The following is a 26,270-nucleotide window of genomic DNA, read 5'->3' on the forward strand; positions in this document are numbered from 1 at the left end:
GTATTCCTCGGGGCCGTATGCGGCCGGCAAAAGGTGGCTAATCGTTGTTGTGGTGCCGCAAGGCTGCTTCAGATAAAACAGCTAGTTCTTTTGCCGTGGAGTGTGCGTCCGAAGACGCCGCGAACCGTATCCATGGGCGACATGGCCGATTTGAATAACGACGCGCCAGCCCTTGTGCCACGGGGCTGGTCGCGATAAGCACGTCGATGTCGCAGGCAGGAATGTGCGTCGTCTTCAGCTTGCGCATTATCGCAGCCATGAAAAGGGCCATAGTCGGCCGCTGGAGATGAACATGTCCGATACCTTCCTCAATCCGGTCACTACCCAGACCTGGGCCAACGGCCGCCACATTGTGCGCTGCGTCAAGGTCATCCAGGAGACCTGGGACGTGCGCACCTTCTGCTTCATGGCCGACCAGCCGATCATGTTCTTCTTCAAGCCAGGGCAGTTCGTCACCCTGGAGCTGGAGATCGAAGGCAAGCCCGTGATGCGGTCCTACACCATCTCCAGTTCGCCGTCAGTGCCCTACAGCTTCTCGATCACCGTCAAGCGCGTGCCGGGCGGCCTGGTCTCCAACTTCCTGCACGACACCATGCACGAAGGCCTCGAGCTGCCGGTGCACGGCCCTGTGGGCCTGTTCAACGCCATCGACTTCCCGTCGGGCAAGGTGCTTTACCTGTCGGGTGGCGTGGGCATTACCCCGGTGATGTCGATGGCGCGCTGGTTCTACGACACCAACGCCAATGTCGACATGGTGTTCGTGCACAGCGCCCGTTCGCCGAAGGACATCATCTATCACCGCGAGCTGGAGCAGATGGCTTCGCGCATCCCCAACTTCAGCCTGCACATCATTTGCGAAAAGCACGGCCTGGGCGAGCCGTGGGCGGGTTACCGCGGTTACCTGAACCAGCGGCTGATGGAACTGATCGCGCCGGACTACATGGAGCGCGTGGTGTTCTGCTGCGGCCCGACGCCGTACATGACAGCGGTCAAGCGCCTGCTCGAAGCGGTCGGCTTCGACATGGCGAATTACCACGAGGAGTCGTTCGGTGCCACGCCGCCAGAGGCCAAGGCTGATGCGGTGGAGCACGCCGAGCAGGCAGCCGATGCGCCTGAGCTGGATGTTTCCGACCTCAACCTGGTGGAGTTCATCGGCAGCGAGAAGAGCATCCGCATCGCCCCGGGCGAGACAGTGCATGCGGCGGCAGCCAAGGTTGGCCTGATGATCCCGAAAGCCTGCGGCATGGGCATCTGCGGCACCTGCAAGGTGCTCAAGCTGGGCGGCGAGGTGGAGATGGAGCACAACGGCGGGATTACCGAAGAGGACGAAGCCGAGGGCTACATCCTGTCGTGCTGCAGCGTGCCGAAAGGGGATGTGCGGATCGATTACTGATCCAGTGGCCAGTCTGGCTTCTTCGCGGGCACGCCCGCTCCCACAGGGTCATCGCTATCTTCAGGACTGCGGTGCACCTTGTGGGAGCGGGCGTGCCCGCGAATGCTTCTAGGTGCGGAACCGGGCTACCAGGCCATTGAGGCCTACCGCCAGGCGCGACAGCTCGGCACTCGCCGCGCTGGTCTGATGCGCCCCGGTAGCACTCTGCACCGACAGGTCATTGATGTTCACCAGGTTGCGGTCCACTTCCCGCGCTACCTGGGCCTGCTCTTCCGCCGCACTGGCAATCACCAGGTTGCGCTCGTTGATCTGCGCCACCGCGCCGGCGATGGTATCCAGTGCCATGCCCGCGCCACGGGCGATGTTCAGTGTCGACTCCGCACGCTCGGTGCTGGTGCGCATCGATTCTACCGCCTCTTCCGTACCGCCCTGGATGCTGCCGATCATGCGCTCGATTTCGCTGGTCGACTGTTGTGTCCGATGGGCTAGTGCCCGCACTTCATCGGCGACCACGGCAAAACCACGGCCCGCTTCACCGGCCCGCGCGGCTTCGATGGCTGCGTTGAGCGCCAGCAGGTTGGTCTGGTCGGCCAGGCCACGAATCACGTCAAGCACCTTGCCAATGTCGCGCGACTGTTCGGCCAGGTGGGTAATAAGCTTGGCGGTGGCCTGCACATCACCACTCATGCGCTCGATCGCACCCACGGTTTCCATCACCAGGTCACGACCATCACCGGTGGAGCGGCTGGCTTCACTGGAGGCTTCTGAAGTGCTCACGGCATTGCGCGCCACTTCTTCCACCGCACTGGTCATTTCGGTGACTGCAGTGGCGGCCTGTTCAATCTCATTGTTCTGCTGCTGCAGGCCACGGGCACTTTCGTCGGTGACGGCATTCAACTCTTCTGCCGCCGAGGCCAGCTGGGTGGCGGAGCCGGCGATCTGCTGCAAGGTGTCGCGCAGCTTGTCCTGCATGCGCGCCATGGCGCGCAACAGCCGGGCGGCTTCGTCGGTGCCCTCTGCGCGGATGACGTGGGTCAGGTCGCCGTCGGCGACTTGCTCGGCGCATTTGAGTGCTTCTTCGATCGGCTTGACGATACTGCGGGTCAGCAGGAAAGCACAGGCGAAGGTCAGTACGGTGGCGGCAACCAGCAGGCCGATCACCAGAGCGAAAGCGCCGGCATACTGGTTGGCGGCTTTTTCGTTGGTGGCGCGAGTCTGGTCAGTGTTGATGCGTACCAAGGTGCCCATGACCTTGTTGATCTGCTCGGAGTTGGCCAGCAGGTCGCGGTTGAGCAGGTCACGCAATTCATCCAGGCGGTCGGCCTGGCTCAGTGTGCGCATGCGCGATTCCAACTGGCGGTACTGGTTGAGCAACTGACCGTACTGGTCGAATGCTGCCTGTTCGTCGGCGGCGACGATCATTGGCAGATAGGCCTGGCGTGCACGGTCGATCTGGCTGTTGCGCTGGTCCAGCAGATCGAGGGTATCGCGTTGGGTTGCCGGCTCGCGGTTGAGCAGCAGGCGGTAGGAAAGCGTGCGCATGCGCAGGTTCAGCGCGGTGAGTTCGTCGAGGATCTTGATGCTGGGCACGCTGACTTGCTCGATGGCAACGCCCGCCTGGCGGATGTTGCCCATCTGCACCAGGGAGAAGATACCAAGGCCGAGCATCAGCAGGCCGATGAGCGCGAAGCCGAGAAGCGCGCGCGGGGCGATATTCATGTTGCGTAGGGACATGGAGAGGAGGATCCAGGCAAGTGGGAAAAGAGCGACAAAATATGACTTGCCGGGCTATCGGTCGTGACTGGCCAGTCTTGAATGCGTTCGGGGAAAATGGTGCAACCGCTGACCTTTTCCTGACCGGCGGTTGATCCAGGTCGGAACAAGGGGTCGATTACCCTGTCAATCTGCGGGTTCGACACCTTATGAATCCGATATTTAATGGCGATAGGGCGCACTTTTCTTTATCGTGTGTGCCCCTCGCAACAACCTGAGATAGACCCATGCTGGAAGCTTCCCTGAATCAAATCGAGCAACTGGTCAGCGACCTGATGCAGAAAAACGCTCAACTCATCGAGCAGAACACCGCCCTTGGCCAGGAACTGGCCCAGGCCAAGGAAGAGAACGAAACCCTGCAGCTGTCGCTGATGGAGCAGGAAGAGAAGAACGGCGCTACCGCAGCACGCATCCAGGCCCTGGTCGAGCGCGCCAGCGCGGGCGTTGTTGGCGCATGAGACTGCAGGAGCAGCCGATCAATGTCGTGTCGATCCTCGGCATCGACTATTCGATCAAGGCGCCCGAAGGCCAGGAAGAAACCCTGGCCCAGGCGGTACGGATGCTCAACAAAGCCCTTAACGAGACCAAGCGTCAGTACCCGACTTTGATCGGTGACAAATTGCTGGTGCTGGCTGCCCTTAACCTGTGCTCCAAGCAGGTCGAACTGCAGAAAGAGCATCAGCAGACCCTTGCGCGAACTCAAGCGCAGATCGACGCCACGGTGGATGCCATCGTGCGGACCATCGCTGAGCAATAAGGCCGTACACCGTCCCCCCGTAGGAGCGGGTTCACCCGCGAATGCGTCAGTGGCTTCAACATCGCATTCGCGGGTAAACCCGCTCCTACAGGCATCAGCAGATCCTTGCGCGAACTCAAGCGCAGATCGACGCCACGGTGGATGCCATCGTGCGGCCATCGCTCAACAATAAGCCCGTACACCGCCCCCCCGTAGGAGCGGGTTCACCCGCGAATGCGTCAGTGGCTTCAACACCGCATTCGCGGGTAAACCCGCTCCTACAGGGTGCATCTGATTGCCTCAGATCACTGGATTAACTGGATACGCAAGTGTATACACTTTCCGCAAAACAATAATGTGCGGGGAGTAGGGGCATGCGTATCTGGCGTAAGAGCATCCAGTTGCAATTGATCACCAGCATGGGCGCTGCCCTGCTGGCGAGCATCCTGGTGGTGGTCATTATCTTCACTGTGGCGCTGAACCGCCTCACCGACCGCTACCTGGTCGACACTGCCCTGCCAGCCAGCATCGAAGCCATCCGCAACGACATCGAGCGCATGCTGGGCCAACCACTGGTCGCTGCCGCGGACATTGCCGGTAACACCCTGCTGCGCGACTGGCTTGCTGCCGGTGAAGATCCCGCGCGGGCACCCCAATTCATCGAATACCTGGCCGCCGCCAAACAGCGCAACCACGCCTTCACTGCGCTGTTCGCCTCGACCGAAACCGGCCACTACTACAACGAGAACGGCCTGGACCGCACCCTCAGCCGCAGCAACCCCAAGGACAAGTGGTTTTACGGTTACATCGACAGCGGCGCCGAGCGCTTCATCAACATCGACATCGATGGTGCCACCGGCGAACTGGCTCTGTTCATCGACTATCGCGTGGAAAAGGAAGGCAAGCTGGTGGGTGTGGCCGGCATGGGCCTGCGCATGACCGAGTTATCGAAGCTGATCCACGATTTCAGCTTTGGCGAGCACGGCAAGGTGTTCCTGGTGCGCAACGATGGCCTGATCCAGGTGCATCCCGATGCTGCCTTCAGTGGCAAGCGCCAGCTTGCCGAGCAGCTTGGCGCGGACGCAGCCAAAGGCGTCATGACCGGAGGCGAGAGCCTGCGTAGCAGCCGCTTCAGCCGTGACGGTGAGCGCTACCTGGCGCTGGGCCTGCCGCTGCGCGACCTCAACTGGACCCTTGTGGCCGAAGTGCCAGAGTCGGAAATTTACGCGCAAATGCATCAGGCCGTCTGGCTGACCAGCCTGATCGGTGGCGCCGTCGCGTTGGTGTCGCTGCTGTTGGTGGTACTGCTGGCGCGTGGCCTGGTGCGGCCGATCCGCCGCGTTACCGCCGCATTGGTTCAGATTGGCAGTGGAGCGGGTGATCTCAGCCACCGCCTGGACGATTCGCGTCAGGATGAGCTGGGTGACCTGGCCCGTGGTTTCAACCGCTTTCTGGACAGCCAACGCAGCCTGATCGGCGAGGTGTTGAGTACCTCCGAGCGGCTGCGACGGGCCGTGGAGCAGGTAACCCAGGTGGTGGACAACACCGCCGAGCGCTCCGGGCGCCAGCAGGAGATGACCGAAATGGTCGCCACTGCTGTACACGAGATGGGCCTGACCGTGCAGGACATCGCCCGCAATGCCGGCGATGCGGCCCAGGCGTCGCAGTCGGCACGAGACGAGGCGTTGCAGGCCCGCGAGGTGGTGCAACGATCCATTCGTGGTATCGAGGGCATGTCGGGCGACATCGGCAAGGCGGCCGATGCGGTCAGCCAGCTGGCCGACGAAGTCGCTTCGGTCGATGAAGTGCTCGCGGTAATCCGCAGCATTTCCGAGCAAACCAACCTGCTCGCGTTGAACGCTGCCATCGAGGCCGCGCGGGCAGGTGAGATGGGGCGCGGGTTCGCTGTGGTGGCCGATGAAGTACGTACGCTGGCCCGGCGCACACAGCTGTCCACCGACGAAGTGCAGCAGATGATCCAGCGCCTGAAGCTGGGTGCAGGTTCGGCGGTGAGTTCAATGCAGGCAGGGCAGCAGGCGACCGGCAGTGGCGTGGAATCGAGCCAGCGCACCGGGGCATCACTGAGCGCGATTACCGACCAGGTAGAGCACATCAGTGACATGAACCACCAGGTGGCCACGGCTACCGAGGAGCAGTCGGCGGTGACCGAGGAAATCAACCGGACGGTGCAGGGGATTTCCGATTTGGCGCGTGAGACGGCGGCGGAGGTGCGAGGGTGCCGCGAGGAGTGCCAGGCGTTGCGTGGCTTGGCTGATGACCTGGCGCGGCAGATGGGTGGGTTCAAGCTCTAGATCGCCGGGGCCGCAAGGCGGCCCCAGCACTCGCTCAGCCACCAATGATCGCGCGGATATCCGCCGCCAGCTCTCGCACCCGCGCTTCTTCGGTATCCCACGAGCACATGAAGCGCGCGCCACCGCTGCCGATAAAGGTATAGAAGCGCCAGCCCTTGCCCCGCAGCGCCTCGATGGCGTGCTCCGGCATCTGCAGGAATACCCCGTTCGCCTCCACCGGGAACATCAGCTCTACCCCCGGCAGGTCACTGACCAACGATGCCAGCAGCTGCGCGCAATGGTTGGCGTGGTTGCCATGGCGTAACCAGGCGCCACCTTCCAGCAGCCCGACCCATGGCGCCGACAAGAAGCGCATTTTCGACGCCAGCTGCCCGGCCTGCTTGCAGCGATAATCGAAGTCTTCGGCCAGTTGACGGTTGAAGAACAGAATTGCCTCGCCCACCGCCATGCCGTTCTTGGTGCCGCCAAAGCACAGCACATCCACACCGGCCTTCCAGGTCAGTTCGGCCGGGCTGCAGCCCAGGAAAGCACAGGCGTTGGTAAAGCGTGCGCCGTCCATGTGCAGGTTCAGGCCCAGCTCCTTGCAGGTGGCGCTGATCGCCTTCAGCTCGTCGGGGCGGTACACCGTGCCGACTTCGGTGGCCTGGGTAATGGTCACCACGCGCGGCTTGGGGTAGTGGATATCCTGGCGTTTGAGCGCCACTTCACGAATAGACTGTGGCGTCAGCTTGCCGTTGACGCTGGCCGCCGTCAGCAGCTTGGAGCCGTTGGAGAAAAACTCCGGCGCACCGCATTCGTCGGTTTCGACGTGGGCGGTCTCGGAGCAGATCACGCTGTGATAGCTCTGGCACAGCGATGCCAGGGCCAGGGAGTTGGCCGCGGTGCCGTTGAAGGCAAAGAACACCTCGCAGTCGGTTTCGAACAGATTGCGGAAGTACTCCGATGCACGCTCGGTCCACTGGTCGTCGCCGTAGGCGCGGTCGTGGCCGCGGTTGGCTTTCTCCATCGCCGCCCAGGCTTCGGGGCAGATACCGGAATAGTTGTCGCTGGCGAATTGTTGGCTCTTGTCTGTCATGGCACGGTCCTGTGAACGACGCAGATCAGCACTCTAAACCATCGATTCGGCACTTGCCTATACAACCCGTGCAGCGATTTCTGTTCATTACTGGCCGGCCTCTTCGCGGACACGCCCGCCCCCACAATGGTCCTGCACACGCCAATCACTGTGGGAGCGGGCGCGCCCGCGAAGGGGCCCGCATGGGCGGCACAAAGAGAATGTCGTAAACGCGCCATTGCAAGGCGTGCGCAGGCATCTGACCCGACCCCACCAGTCATAACATCGCCACAAAGGGCCACAGTGCCCCACGACAAAAAACGATCGCTGCCGGGAGATACACAATGTTCAGCAAGCAAGACCAGATCCAGGGTTACGACGATGCACTGCTGGCGGCGATGAATGCCGAAGAACAGCGCCAGGAAGATCACATCGAGCTGATCGCCTCGGAGAACTACACCAGCAAGCGCGTCATGCAGGCCCAAGGCAGCGGCCTGACCAACAAGTACGCCGAAGGCTACCCTGGCAAGCGTTACTACGGTGGCTGCGAGCACGTAGACAAGGTAGAAGCCCTGGCCATCGAGCGCGCCAAGCAGCTGTTCGGTGCCGACTACGCAAACGTCCAGCCGCACTCCGGCTCGTCGGCCAACGGCGCGGTCTACCTGGCCCTGCTGCAAGCCGGTGACACCATCCTGGGCATGAGCCTGGCCCACGGCGGTCACCTGACCCACGGCGCCAAGGTGTCGTCCTCGGGCAAACTGTACAACGCAGTCCAGTACGGCATCGACACCAACACCGGCCTGATCGACTACGACGAAGTCGAGCGCCTGGCGGTCGAGCACAAACCGAAAATGATCGTTGCCGGTTTCTCGGCCTACTCCAAGACCCTCGACTTCCCACGCTTCCGCGCCATCGCCGACAAGGTGGGCGCACTGCTGTTCGTCGACATGGCCCACGTTGCCGGCCTGGTTGCCGCTGGCCTGTACCCGAACCCGATCCCGTTCGCCGACGTGGTCACCACCACTACCCACAAGACCCTGCGCGGTCCGCGTGGCGGCCTGATCCTGGCCAAGTCGAACGAAGAGATCGAGAAAAAGCTGAACGCCGCTGTATTCCCGGGTGCCCAGGGTGGCCCGCTGATGCACGTGATCGCTGCCAAGGCGGTGTGCTTCAAGGAAGCGCTGGAGCCTGGATTCAAGGCCTACCAGCAGCAAGTGATCGAAAACGCCCAGGCCATGGCCCAGGTGTTCATCGACCGTGGCTACGATGTGGTTTCCGGTGGCACCGACAACCACCTGTTCCTGGTCAGCCTGATCCGTCAGGGCCTGACTGGCAAAGACGCCGACGCCGCCCTGGGTCGTGCGCATATCACCGTCAACAAGAACGCCGTGCCGAACGACCCGCAGTCGCCGTTCGTCACTTCGGGCCTGCGTATCGGCACCCCGGCCGTCACCACCCGCGGCTTCAAGGTCGCCCAGTGCGTGGCCCTGGCTGGCTGGATTTGCGACATCCTCGACAACCTCGGTGACGCAGACGTCGAAGCCGATGTGGCGAAGAACGTCGCGGCCCTGTGCGCAGATTTCCCTGTCTACCGCTGAGTGGAGTCACACACCATGCAACGTTACTCGGGCTTCGGCCTTTTCAAGCACTCCCTCAGCCACCACGAAAACTGGCAGCGCATGTGGCGCACGCCAACCCCTAAAAAGGTTTACGACGTGGTCATTGTCGGCGGTGGCGGCCATGGCCTGGCCACGGCCTACTACCTGGCCAAAGAGCACGGCATCACCAACGTCGCCGTGATCGAGAAGGGCTACCTGGGCGGCGGCAACACCGCCCGTAACACCACCATCGTGCGTTCCAACTACCTGTGGGACGAGTCGGCGCACCTGTACGAGCACGCCATGAAGCTGTGGGAGGGCCTGTCCCAGGACCTCAACTACAACGTGATGTTCTCCCAGCGCGGTGTTTACAACCTGTGCCACACCCTGCAGGACATGCGTGACTCCGAGCGTCGGGTCAGCGCCAACCGCCTCAACGGCGTGGATGGCGAGCTGCTGAACACTGCCCAGGTTGCGGCCGAAATCCCGTACCTGGACTGCTCGAAGAACACCCGCTACCCGATCCTCGGCGCCACCGTACAGCGCCGTGGCGGCGTTGCCCGTCACGATGCCGTGGCCTGGGGCTTCGCCCGCGCTGCCGACGCCCTGGGCGTCGACCTGATCCAGCAAACCGAAGTGATCGGCTTCCGCAAGGAAAACGGCGCGGTCATCGGTGTGGAAACCAACAAAGGCTTCATCGGCGCCAAGCGCGTCGGCGTGGTCACCGCCGGTAACTCCGGGCACATGGCCAAGCTGGCCGGCTTCCGCCTGCCGCTGGAATCGCACCCGCTGCAAGCGCTGGTATCCGAGCCGATCAAGCCGATCATCGACAGCGTGATCATGTCCAACGCCGTACACGGCTACATCAGCCAGTCCGACAAAGGCGACCTGGTGATCGGTGCCGGTATCGACGGCTGGGTCGGCTACGGCCAGCGCGGTTCGTACCCGGTGATCGAGCACACCCTGCAGGCCATCGTCGAGATGTTCCCCAACCTGTCGCGTGTTCGCATGAACCGCCAGTGGGGCGGCATCGTAGACACTTCGCCGGACGCTTGCCCGATCATCACCAAAACCCCGGTCAAGAACATGTTCTTCAACTGCGGTTGGGGTACTGGCGGCTTCAAGGCGACCCCGGGTTCGGGCAACGTCTTCGCCGCGAGCCTGGCCAAGGGCGAAATGCACCCACTGGCCGCGCCGTTCTCCATGGACCGTTTCTACAACGGCGCACTGATCGACGAACACGGCGCCGCCGCCGTCGCCCACTAACCGGAGACACCGTCATGTTGCATATTTTCTGTCCCCACTGCGGCGAGCTGCGCTCCGAAGAAGAGTTCCACGCCTCTGGCCAGGCGCACATCGCCCGCCCGCTGGACCCTAACGCCTGCTCCGACGAGGAGTGGGGTACCTACATGTTCTACCGTGACAACCCGCGCGGTATTCACCATGAACTGTGGGACCACGTTGCCGGCTGCCGCCAGTACTTCAACGTCACCCGTGACACCGTGACCTACGAAATTCTGGAAACCTACAAGATTGGCGAGAAGCCGCAAGTGACCGCCAGCGGCAAAGCCACCAGCGCCGCGTCGACCGTCAAAGGCCAAGGGGAAAAAGTATGAGCCAGACCTATCGCCTCGCCAGCGGCGGCCGTATCGACCGCAGCAAGGTCCTGAACTTCACCTTCAACGGCAAGACCTACCAGGGTTATGCCGGTGACAGCCTGGCCGCCGCGTTGCTGGCCAACGGCGTCGACATTGTCGGCCGTAGCTTCAAGTACTCGCGCCCGCGCGGCATCATCGCCGCCGGTACCGAAGAGCCGAACGCCATCCTGCAGATCGGCTCCAGCGAAGCTACCCAGATCCCCAACGTGCGCGCCACCCAACAGGCACTGTACGCGGGCCTTGTCGCCACCAGCACCAACGGTTGGCCGAACGTCAACAACGACGTCATGGGCATCCTCGGCAAGGTTGGCGGCAGCATGATGCCGCCGGGCTTCTACTACAAAACCTTCATGTACCCCAAATCGTTCTGGATGACTTACGAGAAGTACATCCGTAAAGCCGCCGGCCTGGGCCGTGCGCCGCTGCAGAACGATCCTGACAGCTACGACTACATGAACCGGCACTGCGACGTGCTGATCGTCGGCGCCGGCCCTGCTGGCCTGGCTGCCGCACTGGCCGCTGCGCGTAGCGGTGCCCGCGTGATCCTGGCTGACGAGCAGGAAGAGTTCGGCGGCAGCCTGCTCGACACCCGCGAAACCCTCGACGGCAAGCCTGCTGCCGACTGGGTCAACGCCGTGGTCAAAGAGCTGGAAGGCCTGCCGGAAGTGACCCTGCTGCCACGTGCCACGGTCAACGGCTACCACGACCATAACTTCCTGACCATTCACGAGCGCCTCACCGACCACCTCGGCGACCGCGCCCCGATTGGCCAGGTTCGCCACCGCGTGCACCGCGTTCGCGCCAAGCGCGTGGTACTGGCTGCCGGCGCCCACGAGCGCCCGCTGGTGTACGGCAACAACGACGTGCCGGGCAACATGCTGGCCGGTGCTGTTTCCACCTATGTTCGCCGCTATGGCGTGGCGCCGGGCCGCAAGCTGGTACTGTCGACCAACAACGACCACGCCTATCGCGCCGCGCTGGACTGGCACGACGCAGGCCTGCAAGTGGTCGCCATCGCCGACGCCCGCCACAACCCACGTGGCTCGCTGGTTGAAGAAGCGCGTGCCAAAGGCATTCGCATCCTCACCTCCAGCGCCGTGGTCGAGGCCAAAGGCAGCAAGCACGTCACCGGCGCCCGTGTGGCGGCGATCGATGTGCAGGCGCACAAAGTCACCAGCCCAGGCGAAGTCCTCGAGTGCGACCTGATCGCGTCCTCGGGCGGTTACAGCCCGATCGTGCACCTGGCTTCGCACTTGGGCGGTCGCCCGGTATGGCGTGACGATATCCTTGGCTTCGTGCCGGGCGATGCGCCGCAGAAGCGTGAGTGCGTCGGTGGTATCAACGGCGTGTATGCCTTGGGCGATGTGATTGCCGATGGCTTCGAAGGCGGCGTCCGCGCAGCCACCGAGGCCGGTTTCAAGGCCACTGTCGGCACCCTGCCAAAAACCGTGGCGCGCAAGGAAGAGGCCACCGTGGCACTGTTCCTGGTACCGCACGACAAAGGCACCAAGGGGCCGAAGCAGTTCGTCGACCAGCAGAACGACGTGACCGCAGCCGGTATCGAGCTGGCCACCCGTGAAGGCTTCGAGTCGGTCGAGCACGTGAAGCGCTACACCGCGCTGGGCTTCGGTACCGACCAGGGCAAACTGGGCAACATCAACGGCCTGGCCATCGCCGCCCGTTCGATCGGCATCACCATCCCGGAAATGGGTACCACCATGTTCCGCCCCAACTACACGCCGGTGACGTTCGGCGCGGTAGCGGGCCGTCACTGTGGTCACCTGTTCGAGCCTGTGCGCTTCACTGCCCTGCATGCCTGGCACGTGAAGAACGGCGCCGAGTTCGAAGACGTCGGCCAGTGGAAGCGCCCGTGGTACTTCCCGAAAGCCGGCGAAGACATCCATGCTGCCGTCACGCGTGAATGCAAGGCCGTGCGCGACAGCGTGGGCCTGCTGGACGCCTCGACCCTGGGCAAGATCGATATCCAGGGCCCGGACGCGCGCGAATTCCTCAACCGCATCTACACCAACGCCTGGACCAAGCTCGACGTGGGCAAGGCCCGCTACGGCCTGATGTGCAAGGAAGACGGCATGGTCTTCGACGACGGCGTAACCGCCTGCGTCGGCGACAACCACTTCATCATGACCACCACCACCGGCGGCGCTGCTCGCGTGCTGCAGTGGATGGAGCTGTATCACCAGACCGAATGGCCAGAGCTGAAGGTGTACTTCACTTCGGTCACCGACCACTGGGCCACCATGACCCTGTCCGGCCCTAACAGCCGCAAGCTGCTGAGCGAGCTGACCGACATCGACATGGACAAGGAAGCCTTCCCGTTCATGACCTGGAAGGAAGGCAACGTCGGTGGCGTGCCGGCCCGCGTGTTCCGTATCTCGTTCACCGGCGAGCTGTCGTACGAAGTGAACGTGCAGGCCAACTACGCGATGGGCGTGCTGGAACAGATCATCGAGGCCGGCAAGAAGTACAACCTGACCCCGTACGGCACCGAGACCATGCACGTACTGCGTGCAGAGAAGGGCTTCATCATCGTTGGCCAGGACACCGATGGTTCGATGAACCCGGACGACCTGAACATGAGCTGGTGCGTTGGCCGCAACAAGCCGTTCTCGTGGATCGGCCTGCGTGGCATGAACCGCGAAGACTGCGTACGTGAGAACCGCAAGCAGCTGGTGGGCCTGAAGCCGGTCGACCCGACCAAGTGGCTGCCGGAAGGCGCCCAACTGGTGTTCGACCCGAAACAGCCAATCCCGATGGACATGGTCGGCCACGTCACCTCCAGCTACGCGTCCAACTCCCTGGGCTACTCGTTCGCCATGGGTGTGGTCAAAGGCGGCCTCAAGCGCATGGGCGAGCGTGTCTACTCGCCGCAGGCAGATGGCAGCGTGATCGAGGCGGAGATCGTGTCTTCGGTGTTCTTCGATCCGAAGGGTGAGCGGCAGAACGTCTAAGGCCCCCGGTCCAACCGGTGCCAAGCGTGGAATGAGGTCTCTGTGGGAGCGGGCGTGCCCGCGAAGAGGGCGGTGAATTCAACATCGCATTCGCGGGCATGCCCGCTCCCACAGGATGGCCGTCTCCCGCAGGCATCGTGGTCGAATCCAGAATTCAAGGCAGGTAAGAAATGAGCGCTATCAACGTCTTCCAGCAAAACCCCGGCGCCGAGGCCAAAGCCCAGTCGCCACTGCACCATGCCGACCTGGCCAGCCTGGTAGGCAAAGGCCGCAAGAACGCAGGCGTGACCCTGCGTGAACGCAAGTTCCTCGGTCACCTCACCCTGCGCGGTGATGGCCACAACCCGGAATTCGCCGCCGGCGTGCACAAGGCCCTTGGCCTGGAGCTGCCCGTGGCGCTGACCGTGGTCGCCAACAAGGACATGTCGCTGCAATGGGTCGGCCCCGACGAGTGGTTGCTGATCGTACCCGGCGGTCAGGAGCTGGCAGTCGAGCAAAAGCTGCGCGCGGCCCTTGAAGGCCAGCACATTCAGGTCGTCAATGTCAGTGGCGGGCAAAGCCTGCTGGAACTGCGCGGCCCGAACGTGCGCGACGTGCTGATGAAGTCCACCAGCTATGATGTTCACCCGAACAACTTCCCGGTGGGCAAGGCCGTGGGCACCGTGTTCGCCAAGTCGCAACTGGTGATCCGCCGCACTGCAGAAGACACCTGGGAGCTGGTAATTCGCCGCAGCTTCGCCGATTACTGGTGGCTGTGGCTGCAGGACGCTTCTGCCGAATACGGCCTGAGCATCGAAGCCTAAGGAGCAAGAACATGAGTCGGGCACCGGATACCTGGATTCTCACCGCCGACTGCCCGAGCATGCTCGGCACCGTCGACGTGGTGACGCGTTACCTCTTCGAGCAGCGCTGCTACGTGACGGAGCACCACTCCTTCGATGACCGGCAGTCGGGACGCTTCTTCATTCGCGTCGAGTTCCGCCAGCCGGACGATTTCGACGAGGCAGGCTTCCGGGCCGGCCTCGCCGAGCGCAGCGAAGCGTTCGGCATGGCTTTCGAGCTGACCGCACCCAACCACCGCCCCAAGGTGGTGATCATGGTGTCCAAGGCCGACCATTGCCTGAATGACCTGCTGTATCGCCAGCGTATTGGGCAACTGGGCATGGATGTGGTCGCGGTGGTGTCCAACCACCCTGATCTCGAACCGCTGGCGCAGTGGCACAAGATCCCTTACTACCACTTCGCCCTCGACCCCAAGGACAAGCCTGGGCAAGAGCGCAAGGTGCTGCAGGTGATCGAGGAGACTGGTGCTGAGCTGGTCATTCTTGCCCGCTATATGCAGGTACTGTCGCCTGAGCTTTGCCGTCGTCTGGATGGTTGGGCGATCAATATTCACCACTCGCTGTTGCCGGGTTTCAAAGGCGCCAAGCCTTATCACCAGGCGTACAACAAGGGCGTGAAAATGGTTGGTGCCACGGCGCACTACATCAACAACGACCTGGACGAAGGGCCGATCATTGCCCAGGGCGTCGAGGTGGTGGATCACAGTCACTATCCCGAAGACCTGATTGCCAAAGGGCGGGATATCGAATGCCTGACCCTGGCGCGGGCGGTGGGTTATCACATCGAGCGGCGGGTGTTCCTGAACGCCAACCGGACTGTCGTTCTGTAGTAACCGGTACCGGCCTTTTCGCGGCTAAAGCCGCTCCTACAGGTACAGCACAGCCCTCGGGTTGGTGCGGTCCCCCGTAGGAGCGGCTTTAGCCGCGAAGAGGCCCGCACAGGCCGCCCCTCCGTTTGCCCATATTCCCCAACGACACCCCTGCCGCTAAAAGGCATCTCCCTGTCGCTTCCAGTCAGTGCGTCCGGCGCCATCCGGCCCACAATTCCCTGCATTCCAGTAGTACATGCCGCCCACGGATGGCGGTGCTTCAACCAACGCTGCATAAATAATAATCAAGCGAGGTACAAGCAATGTCTGGCAATCGTGGAGTGGTATATCTCGGCGCCGGCAAGGTCGAAGTGCAACACATCGACTACCCGAAAATGCAGGACCCGCGCGGCAAGAAAATCGAACATGGCGTCATCCTTAAGGTGGTCTCCACCAACATCTGCGGCTCCGACCAGCACATGGTCCGTGGTCGCACCACTGCCCAGGTCGGCCTGGTCCTGGGCCACGAAATCACCGGTGAAATCGTCGAGAAGGGCCGCGACGTCGAGCGCATGCAGATCGGCGACCTGGTATCGGTCCCGTTCAACGTCGCCTGCGGTCGCTGCCGCTCCTGCAAAGAGATGCACACCGGTGTCTGCCTCACTGTAAACCCGGCCCGAGCCGGCGGTGCCTACGGCTACGTCGACATGGGCGACTGGACCGGTGGCCAGGCCGAATACGTGCTGGTGCCATACGCCGACTTCAACCTGCTGAAGCTGCCTGAGCGCGACAAGGCCATGGAAAAGATCCGTGACCTGACCTGCCTGTCCGACATCCTGCCCACCGGCTACCACGGTGCCGTAACCGCTGGCGTTGGCCCAGGCAGCACTGTCTACGTTGCTGGTGCCGGCCCGGTCGGCCTGGCCGCCGCGGCCTCGGCGCGCCTGCTGGGCGCCGCCTGCGTGATCGTCGGTGACCTCAACCCGGCCCGTCTGGCCCACGCCAAGTCGCAAGGCTTCGAAGTGGTCGACCTGTCCAAGGACACCCCGCTGCACGAGCAGATCGTCGACATCCTCGGCGAGCCGGAAGTGGACTGCGCCGTCGACGCCGTCGGCTTCGAGGCCCGTGGCCATGGCCACGAAGGTGCCAAGCACGAGGCCCCGGCCACCGTGCTGAACTCGCTGATGCAAGTGACCCGCGTGGCCGGCAACATCGGTATCCCGGGCCTGTACGTGACCGAAGACCCAGGCGCGGTGGATGCTGCAGCCAAGATCGGCGCGCTGAGCATCCGCTTTGGCCTGGGCTGGGCCAAGTCGCACAGCTTCCACACCGGCCAGACCCCGACCATGAAATACAACCGCCAGTTGATGCAGGCGATCATGTGGGACCGCATCAACATTGCTGAGGTTGTAGGTGTGCAGGTGATCAACCTGGATCAGGCGCCGGAAGGGTATGGCGAGTTTGATGCGGGTGTGCCTAAGAAGTTTGTGATCGACCCGCACAAGATGTGGGGTGCTGCGTAAAAAGCAGTTGTCTGACAAGAGCCCCTCAATTTGAGGGGCTTTTTTATATATAACTGATCAAAGTCCGCACTGGCGCACTGTAGATGCAGCCTTGCGCTGCGAAAGGGCCGCTGCCTTAAGTGTTGCACGTTCTCATTGATAATGGCTTGACATGAGTTTGCTAGTCGTACTTATCTGTTCGTTTGCTGTTGAACCAAAAGTGGCTTGGCGTGGATGCGGTGCTTCGAATGTTTCTATTTTGTTGCGCACCCTGCGAAGGCTTCCAGTATTCTACATCTTTTGCAATTTTATCTAATTCGATTGAATGCTCTTTTATTAGATCTTTCGATTGCTTCAAATAGGGGATTTGGTCATTACTGATATCTTCGAGGGTTTTTTCATGCTTGGCGGCATAGGCCTTATCTTTTCCTGATAGTGTTTGGCTGGGTTTTGAAGGCATTTTATTGATTAAATTTCTATTCCTATATAATCTATAAATATCAAGATTTCCTTCTTCGTCAAATGGGTCGAGTAGTCCCATCTCTTTGCGCTCGTTGTTGAAGTCGGTGGCAGACTTATTGTAATTATTGATACGTTCAATTTTTTTGGCTTTTCGTCCAAAAAGATTTTTAAATGACTTAGATAGATTGAATGCCTTGTGCCCAGATGGATCGATATTGTTGATAGGGTCGTTCAAACAATATGCATAAGGATTCAATCCTCCGACCTCAAAGGGGCTAAGTGTGTCAGGGCTAGTAAATCGCCGTAGTCTTGGGTTGTATGTTCGATAGCCATTGCCCAATACATATCCTTGGAGAACCCTATCGAAGCGCTGTCCGCTGAATGCGAGTAATGTTGACAGGCTGTCGCTTTCAATATAGCCATAGGGTAAATATTTCATCGAGCCATGGCCTATGCCGAGTACGGAGTTAGCTCGATCTACCGACATTATTTTGGCTGTCTGTGCTTGATCTAATTGCGCCAGTTTTATGTTTTGTTCTGCTACTATCCGACCACTGTAATTTGTAGATATGAAGCTTGCTAAGTTACGATTTTTATAAAAGAATGTGATCCCGTCCTCCGTTATTCTTGGCTGCTCATTTGTACATGACGCCGCCTGCGCTATTGTCTCGTTACTCACGTTGCTCGTCATTTTCTGATGCCTCTGAGACGATTTGAGATTCTCAATCTGCGCTAATGTGCATAGGGTCACAACTGGCAAATTTGTCAGGTGACAGGCAGTTCGGAACAAACCCTGTAACAATCAGTCAAAGCAATCGTTTACTTGGCCATCCCGGCCAACGAGGTCCCTTCCGATGAAAGCAATCACCCTGGCAACCCTGATGACCCTGGCTGCAAGCCCGGTGTTCGCCTTCAACCTCAGCGACGCCGCCAACGCCGTGTCCGCCATGCAGAACCAGCAACAGCAGGGCCAGGTACAGGCACCCGAAGCGCAGGCCAATCTGCTCAACACCCTGGGCAGCCAGCTGAACATCACCCCCGAACAGGCGGTAGGCGGAGCAGGAGCCATGCTGGGGCTGGCGCGCAACAACCTTAGCAGCGATGACTATGGGCAACTGACCAAGGCGGTGCCGGGCCTGGACCTGCTGGCCGGTGCAAATGCGCTGGGCGGGTTGAGTGGTTTGGGGGATTTGCTCGGCAAGAACAGCGAGAGCCAGTCAGCGCTGAGCAACGCACTGGGCAACAACGTGGAAAACCGTAGCGACCTGGACAATGCGTTCAAGGCGCTGGGGATGGATACCGGGATGATCGGGCAGTTTGCGCCACTGATTCTGCAGTATCTGGGGCAGCAGGGCATTGCCGGGTCGTTGTTGCAGAATCTGGGGAGTTTGTGGACTACCCCAGCGCCATTGGCCCAGCCTTCGGTCTGAGGATTCTAGCGACAGCCCTCAAGCCATGGGCTGAGTGCTGTAGGGGCGGCTTGCGTCGCGAAAGGGCTGCCCCCACAAAAGCGAAATTGCATCAGGTCAGACAGCTTCGGAGAAATCCACCAGGCGGACGGGGCGGCGGAAGCCCGCTGTCAGAACTGCCAGGTACGCAAGGCCCAAGGCAAACCAGCACAGGCCAATCACCAGCGTCAGCGCCGACAGGCTGGTCCACAGCCACAAGGTCAACCCCAGCCCTACCAGCGGCACCAGACCATAGCTCAGCAGGCCTTTGAAGTTGCGCTGCGAGGCATCATCCATCAGGTGCGTTTTCACCACCGCCAGGTTCACCGCCGAAAACGCCACCAGCGCACCAAAGCTGATCAGCGAGGCGAGGGTAGAAAGGTCGATCACCAGCGCCAGCAGCGAGAACGCCGACACCAGCGCAATGGCGAACACCGGCGTACCAAAGCGCGGCGACAGGTAACCAAAGCTGCGCCGTGGTAGCACGTTGTCACGCCCCATGGTGAACAGGATGCGCGACACCGCGGCCTGCGAGGCCAGCGCCGAACCCAGGCTGCCCGCCACATAAGCAGCGGTGAAGAAGTTGGTGAGAAACTGCCCGCCAGCTTTGAACATCACTTCGTTGGCCGCTGCATCGGCATTGGCGAAGCTGCTGCCTGGCAGCACCAACTGGCTGACGTAAGCCAGCACGGTGAACAGCAACCCGGCGAACAGGGTGGTGAGGATGATCGCCCGTGGCACGTCGCGGCGTGCGTCGCGGCATTCTTCGGCCAGGGTCGATACGGCGTCGAAGCCCAGGAACGACAAGCACAACACCGCTGCGCCAGCCATCAGGTGGCCAAAGCCAGGTTTGCTGCCATCGCCGATTAGCGGCGACAGCAGGTCGAGCGGCTGGCCAGCCAATGTCTGGCAGGACAGCGCGACAAACACGCCAATGAACACGATCTGCGCGCCGACGATCAGGTTGCTGGTCTTGGCCACCGAGTTGATACCGACCACGTTCAGCAGTGTCACCAAAGCGATGCATGCGAGCACGAAGGCCCAGGCAGGCACTGCGGGGAACGCAATGTTGAGAAACAGGCCGATCAGCAGGTAGTTGATCATCGGCAGGAACAGGTAATCCAGCAACAGCGACCAGCCGGCCAGGAAGCCGACATTGGGGCCGAAGGCCATGTTGGTGTAGGAATAGGCCGAGCCCGCGACCGGGAAGCGCTTGACCATGAAACTGTAGGACGCGGCGGTGAACAGCATGGCCACCAGGGTGACCAGGTAGGCGCCGGCGGTGCGGCCACCGGTAAGTTCGGTGACGATGCCGTAGGTGGTGAAAATGGTCAGCGGGACCATGTACACCAGGCCGAAGAACACCAGGGCGGGGAGGCCGAGAACACGGCGAAGCTGGGCGGGGTTAGAGCTGGGTGGGTTGGCCATTGATCGATCCAGGCATTTTTGTAGTTGTGCTGTGGTCGATTTTTATCCACTTAGGTGGGGTAAGACAAAAAAGTAATCCTTATGCTGATTATTAGCCTGGGTTTTGATCGGATTCTGGCTATGGCAGGTCCGGCCTCTTCGCGGGTGAACCCGCTCCTACAAGGGGCAGCGCATGCCTGAATGTAGCGGTTGTAGGAGCGGGTTCACCCGCGAATGGGCCAGTTCAGGCGGCAGAGGTGTTAGCCCATCTCCGCCCGCAGCTGCTCGATCCGCTGGTCCTTCGCCACCCACAACTGGTTCACCCAGGCCTGTACCGTCTGCCTGAACTCAGGATCATTCTCGTAATCCCCCGCCCACAACGCCGGGTCCAGCTCCCGCACCTGAATGTCGATAATCACCCGGCTAATGCTGCCATTGAGCAGGTCCCAGAACCCCGGCGCCTTATTACCGGGGTACACGATGGTCACATCCAGCAGGGCATCCAGCTGTTCGCCCAATGCCGCGAGCACAAACGCTACACCACCCGCCTTGGGCTTGAGCAGGTAGCGATACGGCGACTGCTGCTCCTGGCGCTTGGCTTCGGTAAACCGGGTGCCCTCCAGGTAATTGACCACGGTCACCGGCTGGCGCTTGAACAGCTCGCAGGCCGCCTTGGTGATTTCCAGGTCCTTGCCCTTGAGCTCCGGGTGCTTTTCCAGAAACGCCTTGCTGTAGCGCTTCATGAACGGGTAATCCAGCCCCCACCAGGCCAGGCCCAGCAACGGTACCCAGATCAGTTCCTTTTTCAGGAAGAACTTGAAGAACGGTGTACGGCGGTTGAGGCTTTCGATCAACGCCGGGATGTCGACCCAGGTCTGGTGGTTGCTCACGGCCAGGTACGAGGTGTCCTTGCGCAGGTTTTCCACACCGCGGATGTCCCACTGGGTAGGGATGCACAGGGCGAAGATGGCTTTGTCGATTTCCGACCAGGTTTCGGCCACCCACATCACCGCCCAGGACGCGTAGTCACGGCCACGGCCCGGCAACACCAGCTTGAGCAGGGCGAAGACCAGCAGCGGGCAGATCAATACCACAGTATTGAGCAGCAGCAGGGTGGTAGTGAGAATGCCGGTCAGCAGGCGACGCATAAAAAGACTCTTGTTGTGGGAGATAAACGGTTGGCAATGATAAGCAGGGCGGTCGTCTACGCCAAATGTCCAATGCCCGGCGGCGGGAACAAATGTTTCACGTTATGTTGTTTAGTCTTGTGAAAGCGAACCTATCTTGCCAGTGCAGTCTAAGCACTGACCCTTTTCAAGGAAGCCTGCCTGTGAAACCACTGCTAGCCCTGTTGTCGTTGTTGGCGCTGCCGGTAATGGCCGCCGAGCCCACCCTCTACGGCCGTTACGAGAACATCGCCCTGCCCGAGCTGGGCGAAACCCTGAAAGCCAAGATGGACACCGGCGCCTTCACCGCGTCGCTGTCGGCCAAGGATATCGAGCTGTTCACCCGCGATGGCGACGAGTGGGTGCGCTTCCGCCTGGCGACCAAGGACTCGGACGGCAAGGTGTACGAGCACAAGGTCTCGCGCATCAGCAAGATCAAGGGCCGTGCCGATGAAGAGGACGAAGGGGATGCGCCAGAGGTCTCCAAGCGCCCGGTGGTCGACCTGGAGTTGTGCCTGGGGGATGTGAAGCGCACCGTCGAGGTGAATCTGGTGGACCGCAGCAACTTCAACTACCCGCTGCTGGTGGGTTCCAAGGCGCTGCGCGAGTTCAAGGCGGCGGTCAACCCGGCGAAGAAGTTCACTGCTGGCAAGCCAGGCTGTTGATTTGAAGCGGGCGCAATACAATGTAGCGAACACACATGATGTGGTGTCAGGCACCGGTTTCGCCGGTGTTCGCGGGCAAGCCCGCTCCTACACTGAGATGTGCCAACCTTCAAAACCGCAAGGCCGGACGCCATGCCCCATATCCTCATCGTCGAAGACGAAGCCGCCATCGCCGACACCCTGGTCTACGCCTTGCAGGCCGATGGTCACAGCACCGAGTGGGTAACCCTGGGCAGTGCCGCCCTCGACCAGCAGCGCCAGCGCCCGGCCGACCTGGTCATTCTCGACATCGGCCTGCCCGACATCAGCGGCTTCGAAACCTGTCGCCAGCTGCGCCGGTTCACCGAGGTGCCAGTGATGTTTCTCAGCGCCCGGGACGGTGAAATCGACCGCGTAGTAGGCCTGGAAATCGGCGCCGATGACTACGTGGTAAAACCTTTCAGCCCTCGTGAAGTGGCAGCGCGCGTTCGGGCGATCCTCAAACGCATGGCCCCGAGGGCCGAGGCTGCCGGCGGAACCACCTTGTTCCAGCTCGACACCCTGCGCATGCAGATCACCTACCGCAGCCAGCCGCTCACGCTGACCCGGCATGAGTTCCGCCTGCTGCAATGCCTGCTCGAACAACCGCAGCGGGTGTTCAGCCGCGAACAGCTGCTCGACGCTTTGGGCGTGGCCTCCGACGTGGGCTATGAGCGCACCATCGACAGCCATATCAAGAGCCTGCGCGCCAAACTGCGCCAGGTAGCGGGTGATGCCGAGCCGATCCAGACCCATCGCGGCCTCGGTTACAGCTATAGCCCGGAGCACGCCTGATGCGCTTGGGTATTCGCATCTTCCTGGTGTACTTCCTGTTCGTCGGTTTGGCCGGTTACTTCTTGCTCAATACCGTACGCGAACAGATTCGCCCGGTAGTGCGCCAATCCTCCGAAGAAACATTGGTAGACACTGCCAACCTGCTGGCAGAAATCCTGCGGGATGACGTCAAGGCCGGCACCCTGAACCAGGGCCGCCTGCCCGAGGTGCTCGAGGCCTACGGCTCGCGCAGCCCGGGCGCACAGATCTGGGGGCTGGCCAAGAACCAGGTCAGCCACCGCATCTACGTCACTGACGCCAAGGGCATCGTGTTGCTGGACTCCAGCGGCGAGGCCCTGGGCAAGGATTACTCGCAGTGGAATGACGTGCTGCTGACCCTGCGTGGCCAGTATGGCGCCCGCTCCACCCGCAGCGACCCCAACGACGAAAGCACCTCGGTGATGCACGTTGGCGCGCCGATCATCGACAACGGCAAGATCATCGGCGTCGTCACCGTCGCCAAGCCCAATAGCTCATTGCAACCCTACATCGACCGCTCCGAGCGACGCCTGCTCACCCTGGGGCTGGGGCTGATCGGCCTGGGCTTGCTGATCGGCGCGGCTCTGTCGTGGTGGCTTGCGCGCTCGCTGCGCAAGTTGGCAGGTTATGCGCAGGCGGTCAGCGAAGGTGAGCGTGCGGAGCTTCCGCATTACAAGGGCGGCGAGCTGGCGAACCTGGCACAGGCAGTGGAACGCATGCGCACCCAGCTGGAAGGCAAGGCCTATGTCGAGCGCTACGTGCACACCCTGACTCACGAGCTGAAAAGCCCGCTGGCGGCCATCCGCGGTGCTTCCGAGCTGTTGCAGGGCGAGGACATGCCCGCTGATCAGCGGGCGCGCTTTGCCGGCAATATCGAGCGCGAGAGCGAGCGTTTGCAGCAGATGATCGAGCGGCTGCTCAACCTGGCCAGGGTCGAGCAGATGCAGGCGCTGGAGGACGAGCAGCAGGTGGCGCTGGCGGCGTTGGTCGATGAGTTGCTGCTGGCCCATGCGGCGCGGATCGAAGGCGCCCGTTTGCAGGTACGTCAGCGGGTGCCTGCCACTTTGCGCTTGCTTTGCGATCCGTTTCTGATGCGCCAGGCGTTGGCCAACCTGCTCGACAACGCACTGGACTTCACCCCGGAAGGGGGCACGCTGCTGTTCGACCTGGAGCGCGCTGGCGAACGCGTGGCGTTGAGTTTGTTCAACCAAGGGCAAGCGATACCGGCCTATGCCATTGGGCGGGTCAGCGAGCGGTTCTACTCGCTGCCGCGGCCCGGGAGCGGGCGCAAGAGCACCGGGCTGGGGCTGAACTTCGTGGCCGAGGTGATGCAGCTGCACGGCGGGGCCTTGGCGGTGGACAACGTCGATGGCGGGGTACGGGTGCGGTTGTGGCTGCCGCTGCGGCGCATTAGCTGAGATAGCCGGGCTGCTCAGCAGTCTCAATTACACGTAAATCACACACGTGCTCCACAAAGCCTCCACGCAAGGCGCAGACACTGCGCCCACTGCCACAGGAGGCCACATGAACAAGACCCTCGGTTTCAAACTCGGCATGATCGCCATGCTGATGTTGCTGTTGCTCATCCCGCTACTGCTGATCAACGGCCTGATCGACGACCGCCAGACCATGCGCGACGGCGTGCTGCGCGATATTGCCCAGAGCACCAGCTTCGATCAGCAACTCACCGGCCCGTTGCTGGTGGTGCCGTACCGCAAGTACCAGCGCCGCTGGATCGAAAAGGACGGTGAGCGTACCCAGGAAACCAGCACGATCGCCGGCCACCTGTACTTCCTGCCGGAAACCTTCGACGCCGACCTGGGTGTGGACACCGAACTGCGCGCCCGCGGCATCTACCAGGCCCGGTTGTTTCACACCAAAGGCCGTATCAGCGGCCGCTTCAAGCTCCCGGCGCATTGGGGCATCGACAAGGACTTTGACGACTACCGCTTCGACAAGCCGTTCCTGGTGGTGGGCATCAGTGATATCCGCGGTATCGAAAGTGGTCTGGAGCTGAGTATGGACGAGCAAAAAGTGCCGTTCGAGCCCGGCACCCAGCTCGACTGGATGCGCGGCGGCGTGCACGCCAGCCTGCCGGGGCTGGACGGGTTACAGGCGCGAGCGTTCAGCTATGGCTTTGACCTGGCGTTGCAAGGTACCGGCCAGTTGCACGTGGTACCCGTGGGCCGTACCAGCAGCGTGGACATGCGCGCCAACTGGCCACACCCGAGCTTCGTCGGCAACTACTTGCCCAACCGCCGCGAAATCGATGCTCAAGGCTTCAGTGCCCATTGGCAAACCTCGTTCTTTGCCACCAACCTTGAGGATGCCATACGCCAGTGCGCTAACGCCGGGCAGTGTACAGATTTCAGTGAGCGCAGCTTTGGCGTGAGTTTTATAGACCCGGTGGACCAATACCTGAAAAGCGAGCGGGCGATCAAATACGCGTTGTTGTTCATTGCCCTGACCTTTGCCGGCTTCTTCCTGTTCGAGGTAATGAAGAACCTGAGTGTGCACCCGGTGCAGTACAGCCTGGTGGGCGTGGCGCTGGCGTTCTTCTATCTGTTGCTGCTGTCGTTGTCCGAGCACATTGGCTTTGGTTTGGCGTATGGGCTGTCGGCTTCAGCCTGTGTGCTGCTGATCGGTTTCTACCTGAGCCATGTATTGCGCAGTCTGGGGCGAGGGGTGGGTTTTGCAGCGGGTTTGGCGGCGTTGTACGCGCTGCTCTACGGGCTGCTGAGTGCCGAAGACTATGCGCTGCTGATGGGGTCGTTGCTGTGTTTCGGTTTGCTTGGGGTGTTCATGGTGCTGACCCGGCGGCTGGACTGGGCACGGGTGGGGAGGGCGACATGAGGGAGGACAAAGAGATCGGGCGCTGGTTGGCCCTCAGGATCGGGCTGTTGTTTCCTGTGATACCGAGGTGAGGCCTTCGCGGGCACGCCCGCTCCCACAAGCCCACCACAGATAGCGAACACTGTGGAGAACCTTGTAGGAGCGGGTTCACCCGCGAAGGGGCCCTGTCAGGCCACTGGCGCTGTAGCGACCATCGACGGCCGCTTGACCACCTCGGCATACCACGCCGCCAACCCAGGCTGGTGTTCACGCCAGCCAAACCCGGGCTGACGCAAATCCAGATAGCCCAGCGCACAGGCCACGCCAATCGCCGCCAGGTCGAAGCCGGACATCAGCTCAGGCAAGTGCTCCTGCTCCAGGTTGGCCAGGCTACGGCGGATCTTGTCACCCTGTGCCTGCAGCCAGCCATCCCAGCGCTTGTCTTCTGGCCGCAGGAAGCTCTCATACCGGCTCGACACCGCCGCATCCATGATCGCATCGGCCTGTGAGACCAAGGTCATGCGCCGCCAGCGCGCCGAGCCTTCTCGTGGCAGCAGCGGCAGGCCTACGTGCTGCATGTCGAGGTACTCGCAAATCACCCGGCTGTCATGCAGCACGGTGCCGTCTTCCAGCCGCAGGGCCGGGATCTTGCCGATCGGGTTGTCCAGGTTAAGCTGCGGGTCGCCGCTCACCGGGCTGATGTTCACCGGCTGCAGTTGCACACGCTCAAGCTGGCCGGTCTCGTGCAACACCACCATGACCTTGCGCACGAAAGGCGACAACGGCGAGTGGAACAGGGTCATCGTGCTCATG

General features: G+C 61.6%; 22 protein-coding genes and 2 pseudogenes. 17 read left to right on the top strand and 7 right to left on the bottom strand.

Annotation, left to right across the window (positions count from 1 at the left end; all coding sequences use genetic code 11):
- Positions 1-292: 292 nt before the first annotated feature.
- On the top strand, positions 293-1,393 hold the full coding sequence (gene gbcB / locus ACI7M0_RS01480; protein ID WP_129932083.1) for a glycine-betaine demethylase subunit GbcB: 1,101 nt from the start codon (positions 293-295) through the stop codon (positions 1,391-1,393).
- Positions 1,394-1,501: 108 nt separating this feature from the next.
- Here gbcB and ACI7M0_RS01485 read toward each other — a convergent pair whose 3' ends face one another.
- Positions 1,502-2,374, bottom strand: coding sequence for a methyl-accepting chemotaxis protein (locus ACI7M0_RS01485; RefSeq protein WP_405314607.1), 873 nt, complete (start codon positions 2,372-2,374; stop codon positions 1,502-1,504).
- Positions 2,375-2,404: 30 nt separating this feature from the next.
- A pseudogene (locus tag ACI7M0_RS01490) lies at positions 2,405-3,127 on the bottom strand (MCP four helix bundle domain-containing protein); the annotation flags it as partial.
- Positions 3,128-3,393: 266 nt separating this feature from the next.
- On the opposite strand from ACI7M0_RS01490, the gene ACI7M0_RS01495 reads away from it, so the two are divergent.
- From ACI7M0_RS01495 to ACI7M0_RS01510, 4 genes and pseudogenes are all read left to right on the top strand, one after another.
- Positions 3,394-3,624: a hypothetical protein gene (locus ACI7M0_RS01495; protein ID WP_003255686.1), complete on the top strand. Its 231-nt coding sequence runs from the start codon at positions 3,394-3,396 to the stop codon at positions 3,622-3,624.
- Positions 3,621-3,923: a cell division protein ZapA gene (locus ACI7M0_RS01500; RefSeq protein WP_003255684.1), complete on the top strand. Its 303-nt coding sequence runs from the start codon at positions 3,621-3,623 to the stop codon at positions 3,921-3,923. The genes ACI7M0_RS01495 and ACI7M0_RS01500 overlap by 4 nt, the downstream gene beginning before the upstream one ends.
- 536 nt (positions 3,924-4,459) lie before the next feature.
- A pseudogene (gene mcpH / locus ACI7M0_RS01505) lies at positions 4,460-5,302 on the top strand (methyl-accepting chemotaxis protein McpH); the annotation flags it as partial.
- A 207-nt stretch (positions 5,303-5,509) separates the two neighbouring features.
- The gene (locus tag ACI7M0_RS01510) at positions 5,510-6,214 is read left to right on the top strand and encodes a methyl-accepting chemotaxis protein (protein WP_371920356.1); all 705 of its coding nucleotides are present in this window, start codon (positions 5,510-5,512) and stop codon (positions 6,212-6,214) included.
- 34 nt (positions 6,215-6,248) lie between these two features.
- On the opposite strand, the gene ACI7M0_RS01515 is transcribed toward ACI7M0_RS01510, so the two are convergent.
- Entirely contained in the window at positions 6,249-7,289 is a 1,041-nt protein-coding gene (locus ACI7M0_RS01515; protein WP_104960629.1) for a low specificity L-threonine aldolase, read from the bottom strand.
- Positions 7,290-7,612: 323 nt separating this feature from the next.
- Here ACI7M0_RS01515 and ACI7M0_RS01520 point away from each other — a divergent pair, with 323 nt between their 5' ends.
- From ACI7M0_RS01520 to fdhA, 7 genes are all read left to right on the top strand, one after another.
- Entirely contained in the window at positions 7,613-8,866 is a 1,254-nt protein-coding gene (locus tag ACI7M0_RS01520; RefSeq protein WP_003255681.1) for a serine hydroxymethyltransferase, read from the top strand.
- 15 nt (positions 8,867-8,881) lie between these two features.
- Entirely contained in the window at positions 8,882-10,132 is a 1,251-nt protein-coding gene (locus ACI7M0_RS01525) for a sarcosine oxidase subunit beta family protein (protein WP_003255680.1), read from the top strand.
- A 14-nt stretch (positions 10,133-10,146) separates the two neighbouring features.
- Positions 10,147-10,482 carry a sarcosine oxidase subunit delta gene (locus ACI7M0_RS01530; RefSeq protein WP_010951682.1) on the top strand — a complete coding sequence of 112 codons (336 nt, stop codon included), beginning with the start codon at positions 10,147-10,149 and terminating at the stop codon, positions 10,480-10,482.
- Positions 10,479-13,493 (top strand): sarcosine oxidase subunit alpha, encoded by a 3,015-nt coding sequence (locus ACI7M0_RS01535; RefSeq protein ID WP_104960630.1) that lies wholly within the window; start codon positions 10,479-10,481, stop codon positions 13,491-13,493. The genes ACI7M0_RS01530 and ACI7M0_RS01535 overlap by 4 nt, the downstream gene beginning before the upstream one ends.
- A 170-nt stretch (positions 13,494-13,663) precedes the next feature.
- Positions 13,664-14,296 (top strand): sarcosine oxidase subunit gamma, encoded by a 633-nt coding sequence (locus tag ACI7M0_RS01540; RefSeq protein ID WP_014589391.1) that lies wholly within the window; start codon positions 13,664-13,666, stop codon positions 14,294-14,296.
- An 11-nt stretch (positions 14,297-14,307) separates the two neighbouring features.
- On the top strand, positions 14,308-15,165 hold the full coding sequence (purU, locus tag ACI7M0_RS01545) for a formyltetrahydrofolate deformylase (protein ID WP_016714526.1): 858 nt from the start codon (positions 14,308-14,310) through the stop codon (positions 15,163-15,165).
- A gap of 302 nt (positions 15,166-15,467) precedes the next feature.
- Positions 15,468-16,667, top strand: a complete 1,200-nt coding sequence (gene fdhA, locus ACI7M0_RS01550; RefSeq protein WP_011953256.1) for a formaldehyde dehydrogenase, glutathione-independent — start codon at positions 15,468-15,470, stop codon at positions 16,665-16,667.
- A 160-nt stretch (positions 16,668-16,827) separates the two neighbouring features.
- Here the strand turns inward: fdhA and ACI7M0_RS01555 are convergent, their stop codons facing one another.
- Positions 16,828-17,787 (bottom strand): RHS repeat-associated core domain-containing protein, encoded by a 960-nt coding sequence (locus ACI7M0_RS01555; RefSeq protein ID WP_165366972.1) that lies wholly within the window; start codon positions 17,785-17,787, stop codon positions 16,828-16,830.
- 175 nt (positions 17,788-17,962) lie between these two features.
- On the opposite strand from ACI7M0_RS01555, the gene ACI7M0_RS01560 reads away from it, so the two are divergent.
- Entirely contained in the window at positions 17,963-18,538 is a 576-nt protein-coding gene (locus ACI7M0_RS01560; RefSeq protein WP_064490905.1) for a DUF2780 domain-containing protein, read from the top strand.
- 96 nt (positions 18,539-18,634) lie between these two features.
- Here ACI7M0_RS01560 and ACI7M0_RS01565 read toward each other — a convergent pair whose 3' ends face one another.
- Positions 18,635-19,984 carry an APC family permease gene (locus ACI7M0_RS01565; RefSeq protein ID WP_129932088.1) on the bottom strand — a complete coding sequence of 450 codons (1,350 nt, stop codon included), beginning with the start codon at positions 19,982-19,984 and terminating at the stop codon, positions 18,635-18,637.
- A 239-nt stretch (positions 19,985-20,223) separates the two neighbouring features.
- Positions 20,224-21,111, bottom strand: coding sequence for an acyltransferase (locus ACI7M0_RS01570; RefSeq protein ID WP_014589394.1), 888 nt, complete (start codon positions 21,109-21,111; stop codon positions 20,224-20,226).
- 182 nt (positions 21,112-21,293) lie between these two features.
- Between ACI7M0_RS01570 and ACI7M0_RS01575 the strand changes: the two genes are divergently transcribed.
- The 4 genes from ACI7M0_RS01575 (at position 21,294) to creD (ending at position 25,478) form a co-directional block, all read left to right on the top strand.
- Positions 21,294-21,794: an ATP-dependent zinc protease gene (locus tag ACI7M0_RS01575; protein WP_014589395.1), complete on the top strand. Its 501-nt coding sequence runs from the start codon at positions 21,294-21,296 to the stop codon at positions 21,792-21,794.
- A 132-nt stretch (positions 21,795-21,926) separates the two neighbouring features.
- Complete coding sequence (gene creB / locus ACI7M0_RS01580; RefSeq protein WP_019437093.1) at positions 21,927-22,607, top strand: two-component system response regulator CreB; 681 nt, start codon at positions 21,927-21,929, stop codon at positions 22,605-22,607.
- Positions 22,607-24,043 carry a two-component system sensor histidine kinase CreC gene (gene creC / locus ACI7M0_RS01585; RefSeq protein ID WP_020192503.1) on the top strand — a complete coding sequence of 479 codons (1,437 nt, stop codon included), beginning with the start codon at positions 22,607-22,609 and terminating at the stop codon, positions 24,041-24,043. The genes creB and creC overlap by 1 nt, the downstream gene beginning before the upstream one ends.
- A 106-nt stretch (positions 24,044-24,149) precedes the next feature.
- Positions 24,150-25,478 carry a cell envelope integrity protein CreD gene (creD, locus tag ACI7M0_RS01590; protein ID WP_129932089.1) on the top strand — a complete coding sequence of 443 codons (1,329 nt, stop codon included), beginning with the start codon at positions 24,150-24,152 and terminating at the stop codon, positions 25,476-25,478.
- Positions 25,479-25,645: 167 nt separating this feature from the next.
- Here the strand turns inward: creD and ACI7M0_RS01595 are convergent, their stop codons facing one another.
- Positions 25,646-26,269 (bottom strand): glutathione S-transferase, encoded by a 624-nt coding sequence (locus ACI7M0_RS01595; protein ID WP_104960635.1) that lies wholly within the window; start codon positions 26,267-26,269, stop codon positions 25,646-25,648.
- Position 26,270: the final 1 nt, after the last annotated feature.

Source organism: Pseudomonas sp. 10(2024), from assembly GCF_045164175.1.
In the GTDB taxonomy this organism is placed as follows: domain Bacteria; phylum Pseudomonadota; class Gammaproteobacteria; order Pseudomonadales; family Pseudomonadaceae; genus Aquipseudomonas; species Aquipseudomonas alloputida.

Excerpts from the sequence above, each read along its gene's own strand:
- gbcB (WP_129932083.1), top strand. The coding sequence starts at position 293 with ATGTCCGATACCTTCCTCAATCCGGTCACTACCCAGACCTGGGCCAAC.
- ACI7M0_RS01485 (WP_405314607.1), bottom strand. The coding sequence starts at position 2,374 with ATGGCGCGCATGCAGGACAAGCTGCGCGACACCTTGCAGCAGATCGCC.
- ACI7M0_RS01495 (WP_003255686.1), top strand. The coding sequence starts at position 3,394 with ATGCTGGAAGCTTCCCTGAATCAAATCGAGCAACTGGTCAGCGACCTG.
- ACI7M0_RS01500 (WP_003255684.1), top strand. The coding sequence starts at position 3,621 with ATGAGACTGCAGGAGCAGCCGATCAATGTCGTGTCGATCCTCGGCATC.
- ACI7M0_RS01510 (WP_371920356.1), top strand. The coding sequence starts at position 5,510 with ATGGGCCTGACCGTGCAGGACATCGCCCGCAATGCCGGCGATGCGGCC.
- ACI7M0_RS01515 (WP_104960629.1), bottom strand. The coding sequence starts at position 7,289 with ATGACAGACAAGAGCCAACAATTCGCCAGCGACAACTATTCCGGTATC.
- ACI7M0_RS01520 (WP_003255681.1), top strand. The coding sequence starts at position 7,613 with ATGTTCAGCAAGCAAGACCAGATCCAGGGTTACGACGATGCACTGCTG.
- ACI7M0_RS01525 (WP_003255680.1), top strand. The coding sequence starts at position 8,882 with ATGCAACGTTACTCGGGCTTCGGCCTTTTCAAGCACTCCCTCAGCCAC.
- ACI7M0_RS01530 (WP_010951682.1), top strand. The coding sequence starts at position 10,147 with ATGTTGCATATTTTCTGTCCCCACTGCGGCGAGCTGCGCTCCGAAGAA.
- ACI7M0_RS01535 (WP_104960630.1), top strand. The coding sequence starts at position 10,479 with ATGAGCCAGACCTATCGCCTCGCCAGCGGCGGCCGTATCGACCGCAGC.
- ACI7M0_RS01540 (WP_014589391.1), top strand. The coding sequence starts at position 13,664 with ATGAGCGCTATCAACGTCTTCCAGCAAAACCCCGGCGCCGAGGCCAAA.
- purU (WP_016714526.1), top strand. The coding sequence starts at position 14,308 with ATGAGTCGGGCACCGGATACCTGGATTCTCACCGCCGACTGCCCGAGC.
- fdhA (WP_011953256.1), top strand. The coding sequence starts at position 15,468 with ATGTCTGGCAATCGTGGAGTGGTATATCTCGGCGCCGGCAAGGTCGAA.
- ACI7M0_RS01560 (WP_064490905.1), top strand. The coding sequence starts at position 17,963 with ATGAAAGCAATCACCCTGGCAACCCTGATGACCCTGGCTGCAAGCCCG.
- ACI7M0_RS01565 (WP_129932088.1), bottom strand. The coding sequence starts at position 19,984 with ATGGCCAACCCACCCAGCTCTAACCCCGCCCAGCTTCGCCGTGTTCTC.
- ACI7M0_RS01570 (WP_014589394.1), bottom strand. The coding sequence starts at position 21,111 with ATGCGTCGCCTGCTGACCGGCATTCTCACTACCACCCTGCTGCTGCTC.
- creB (WP_019437093.1), top strand. The coding sequence starts at position 21,927 with ATGCCCCATATCCTCATCGTCGAAGACGAAGCCGCCATCGCCGACACC.
- creC (WP_020192503.1), top strand. The coding sequence starts at position 22,607 with ATGCGCTTGGGTATTCGCATCTTCCTGGTGTACTTCCTGTTCGTCGGT.
- creD (WP_129932089.1), top strand. The coding sequence starts at position 24,150 with ATGAACAAGACCCTCGGTTTCAAACTCGGCATGATCGCCATGCTGATG.
- ACI7M0_RS01595 (WP_104960635.1), bottom strand. The coding sequence starts at position 26,269 with ATGAGCACGATGACCCTGTTCCACTCGCCGTTGTCGCCTTTCGTGCGC.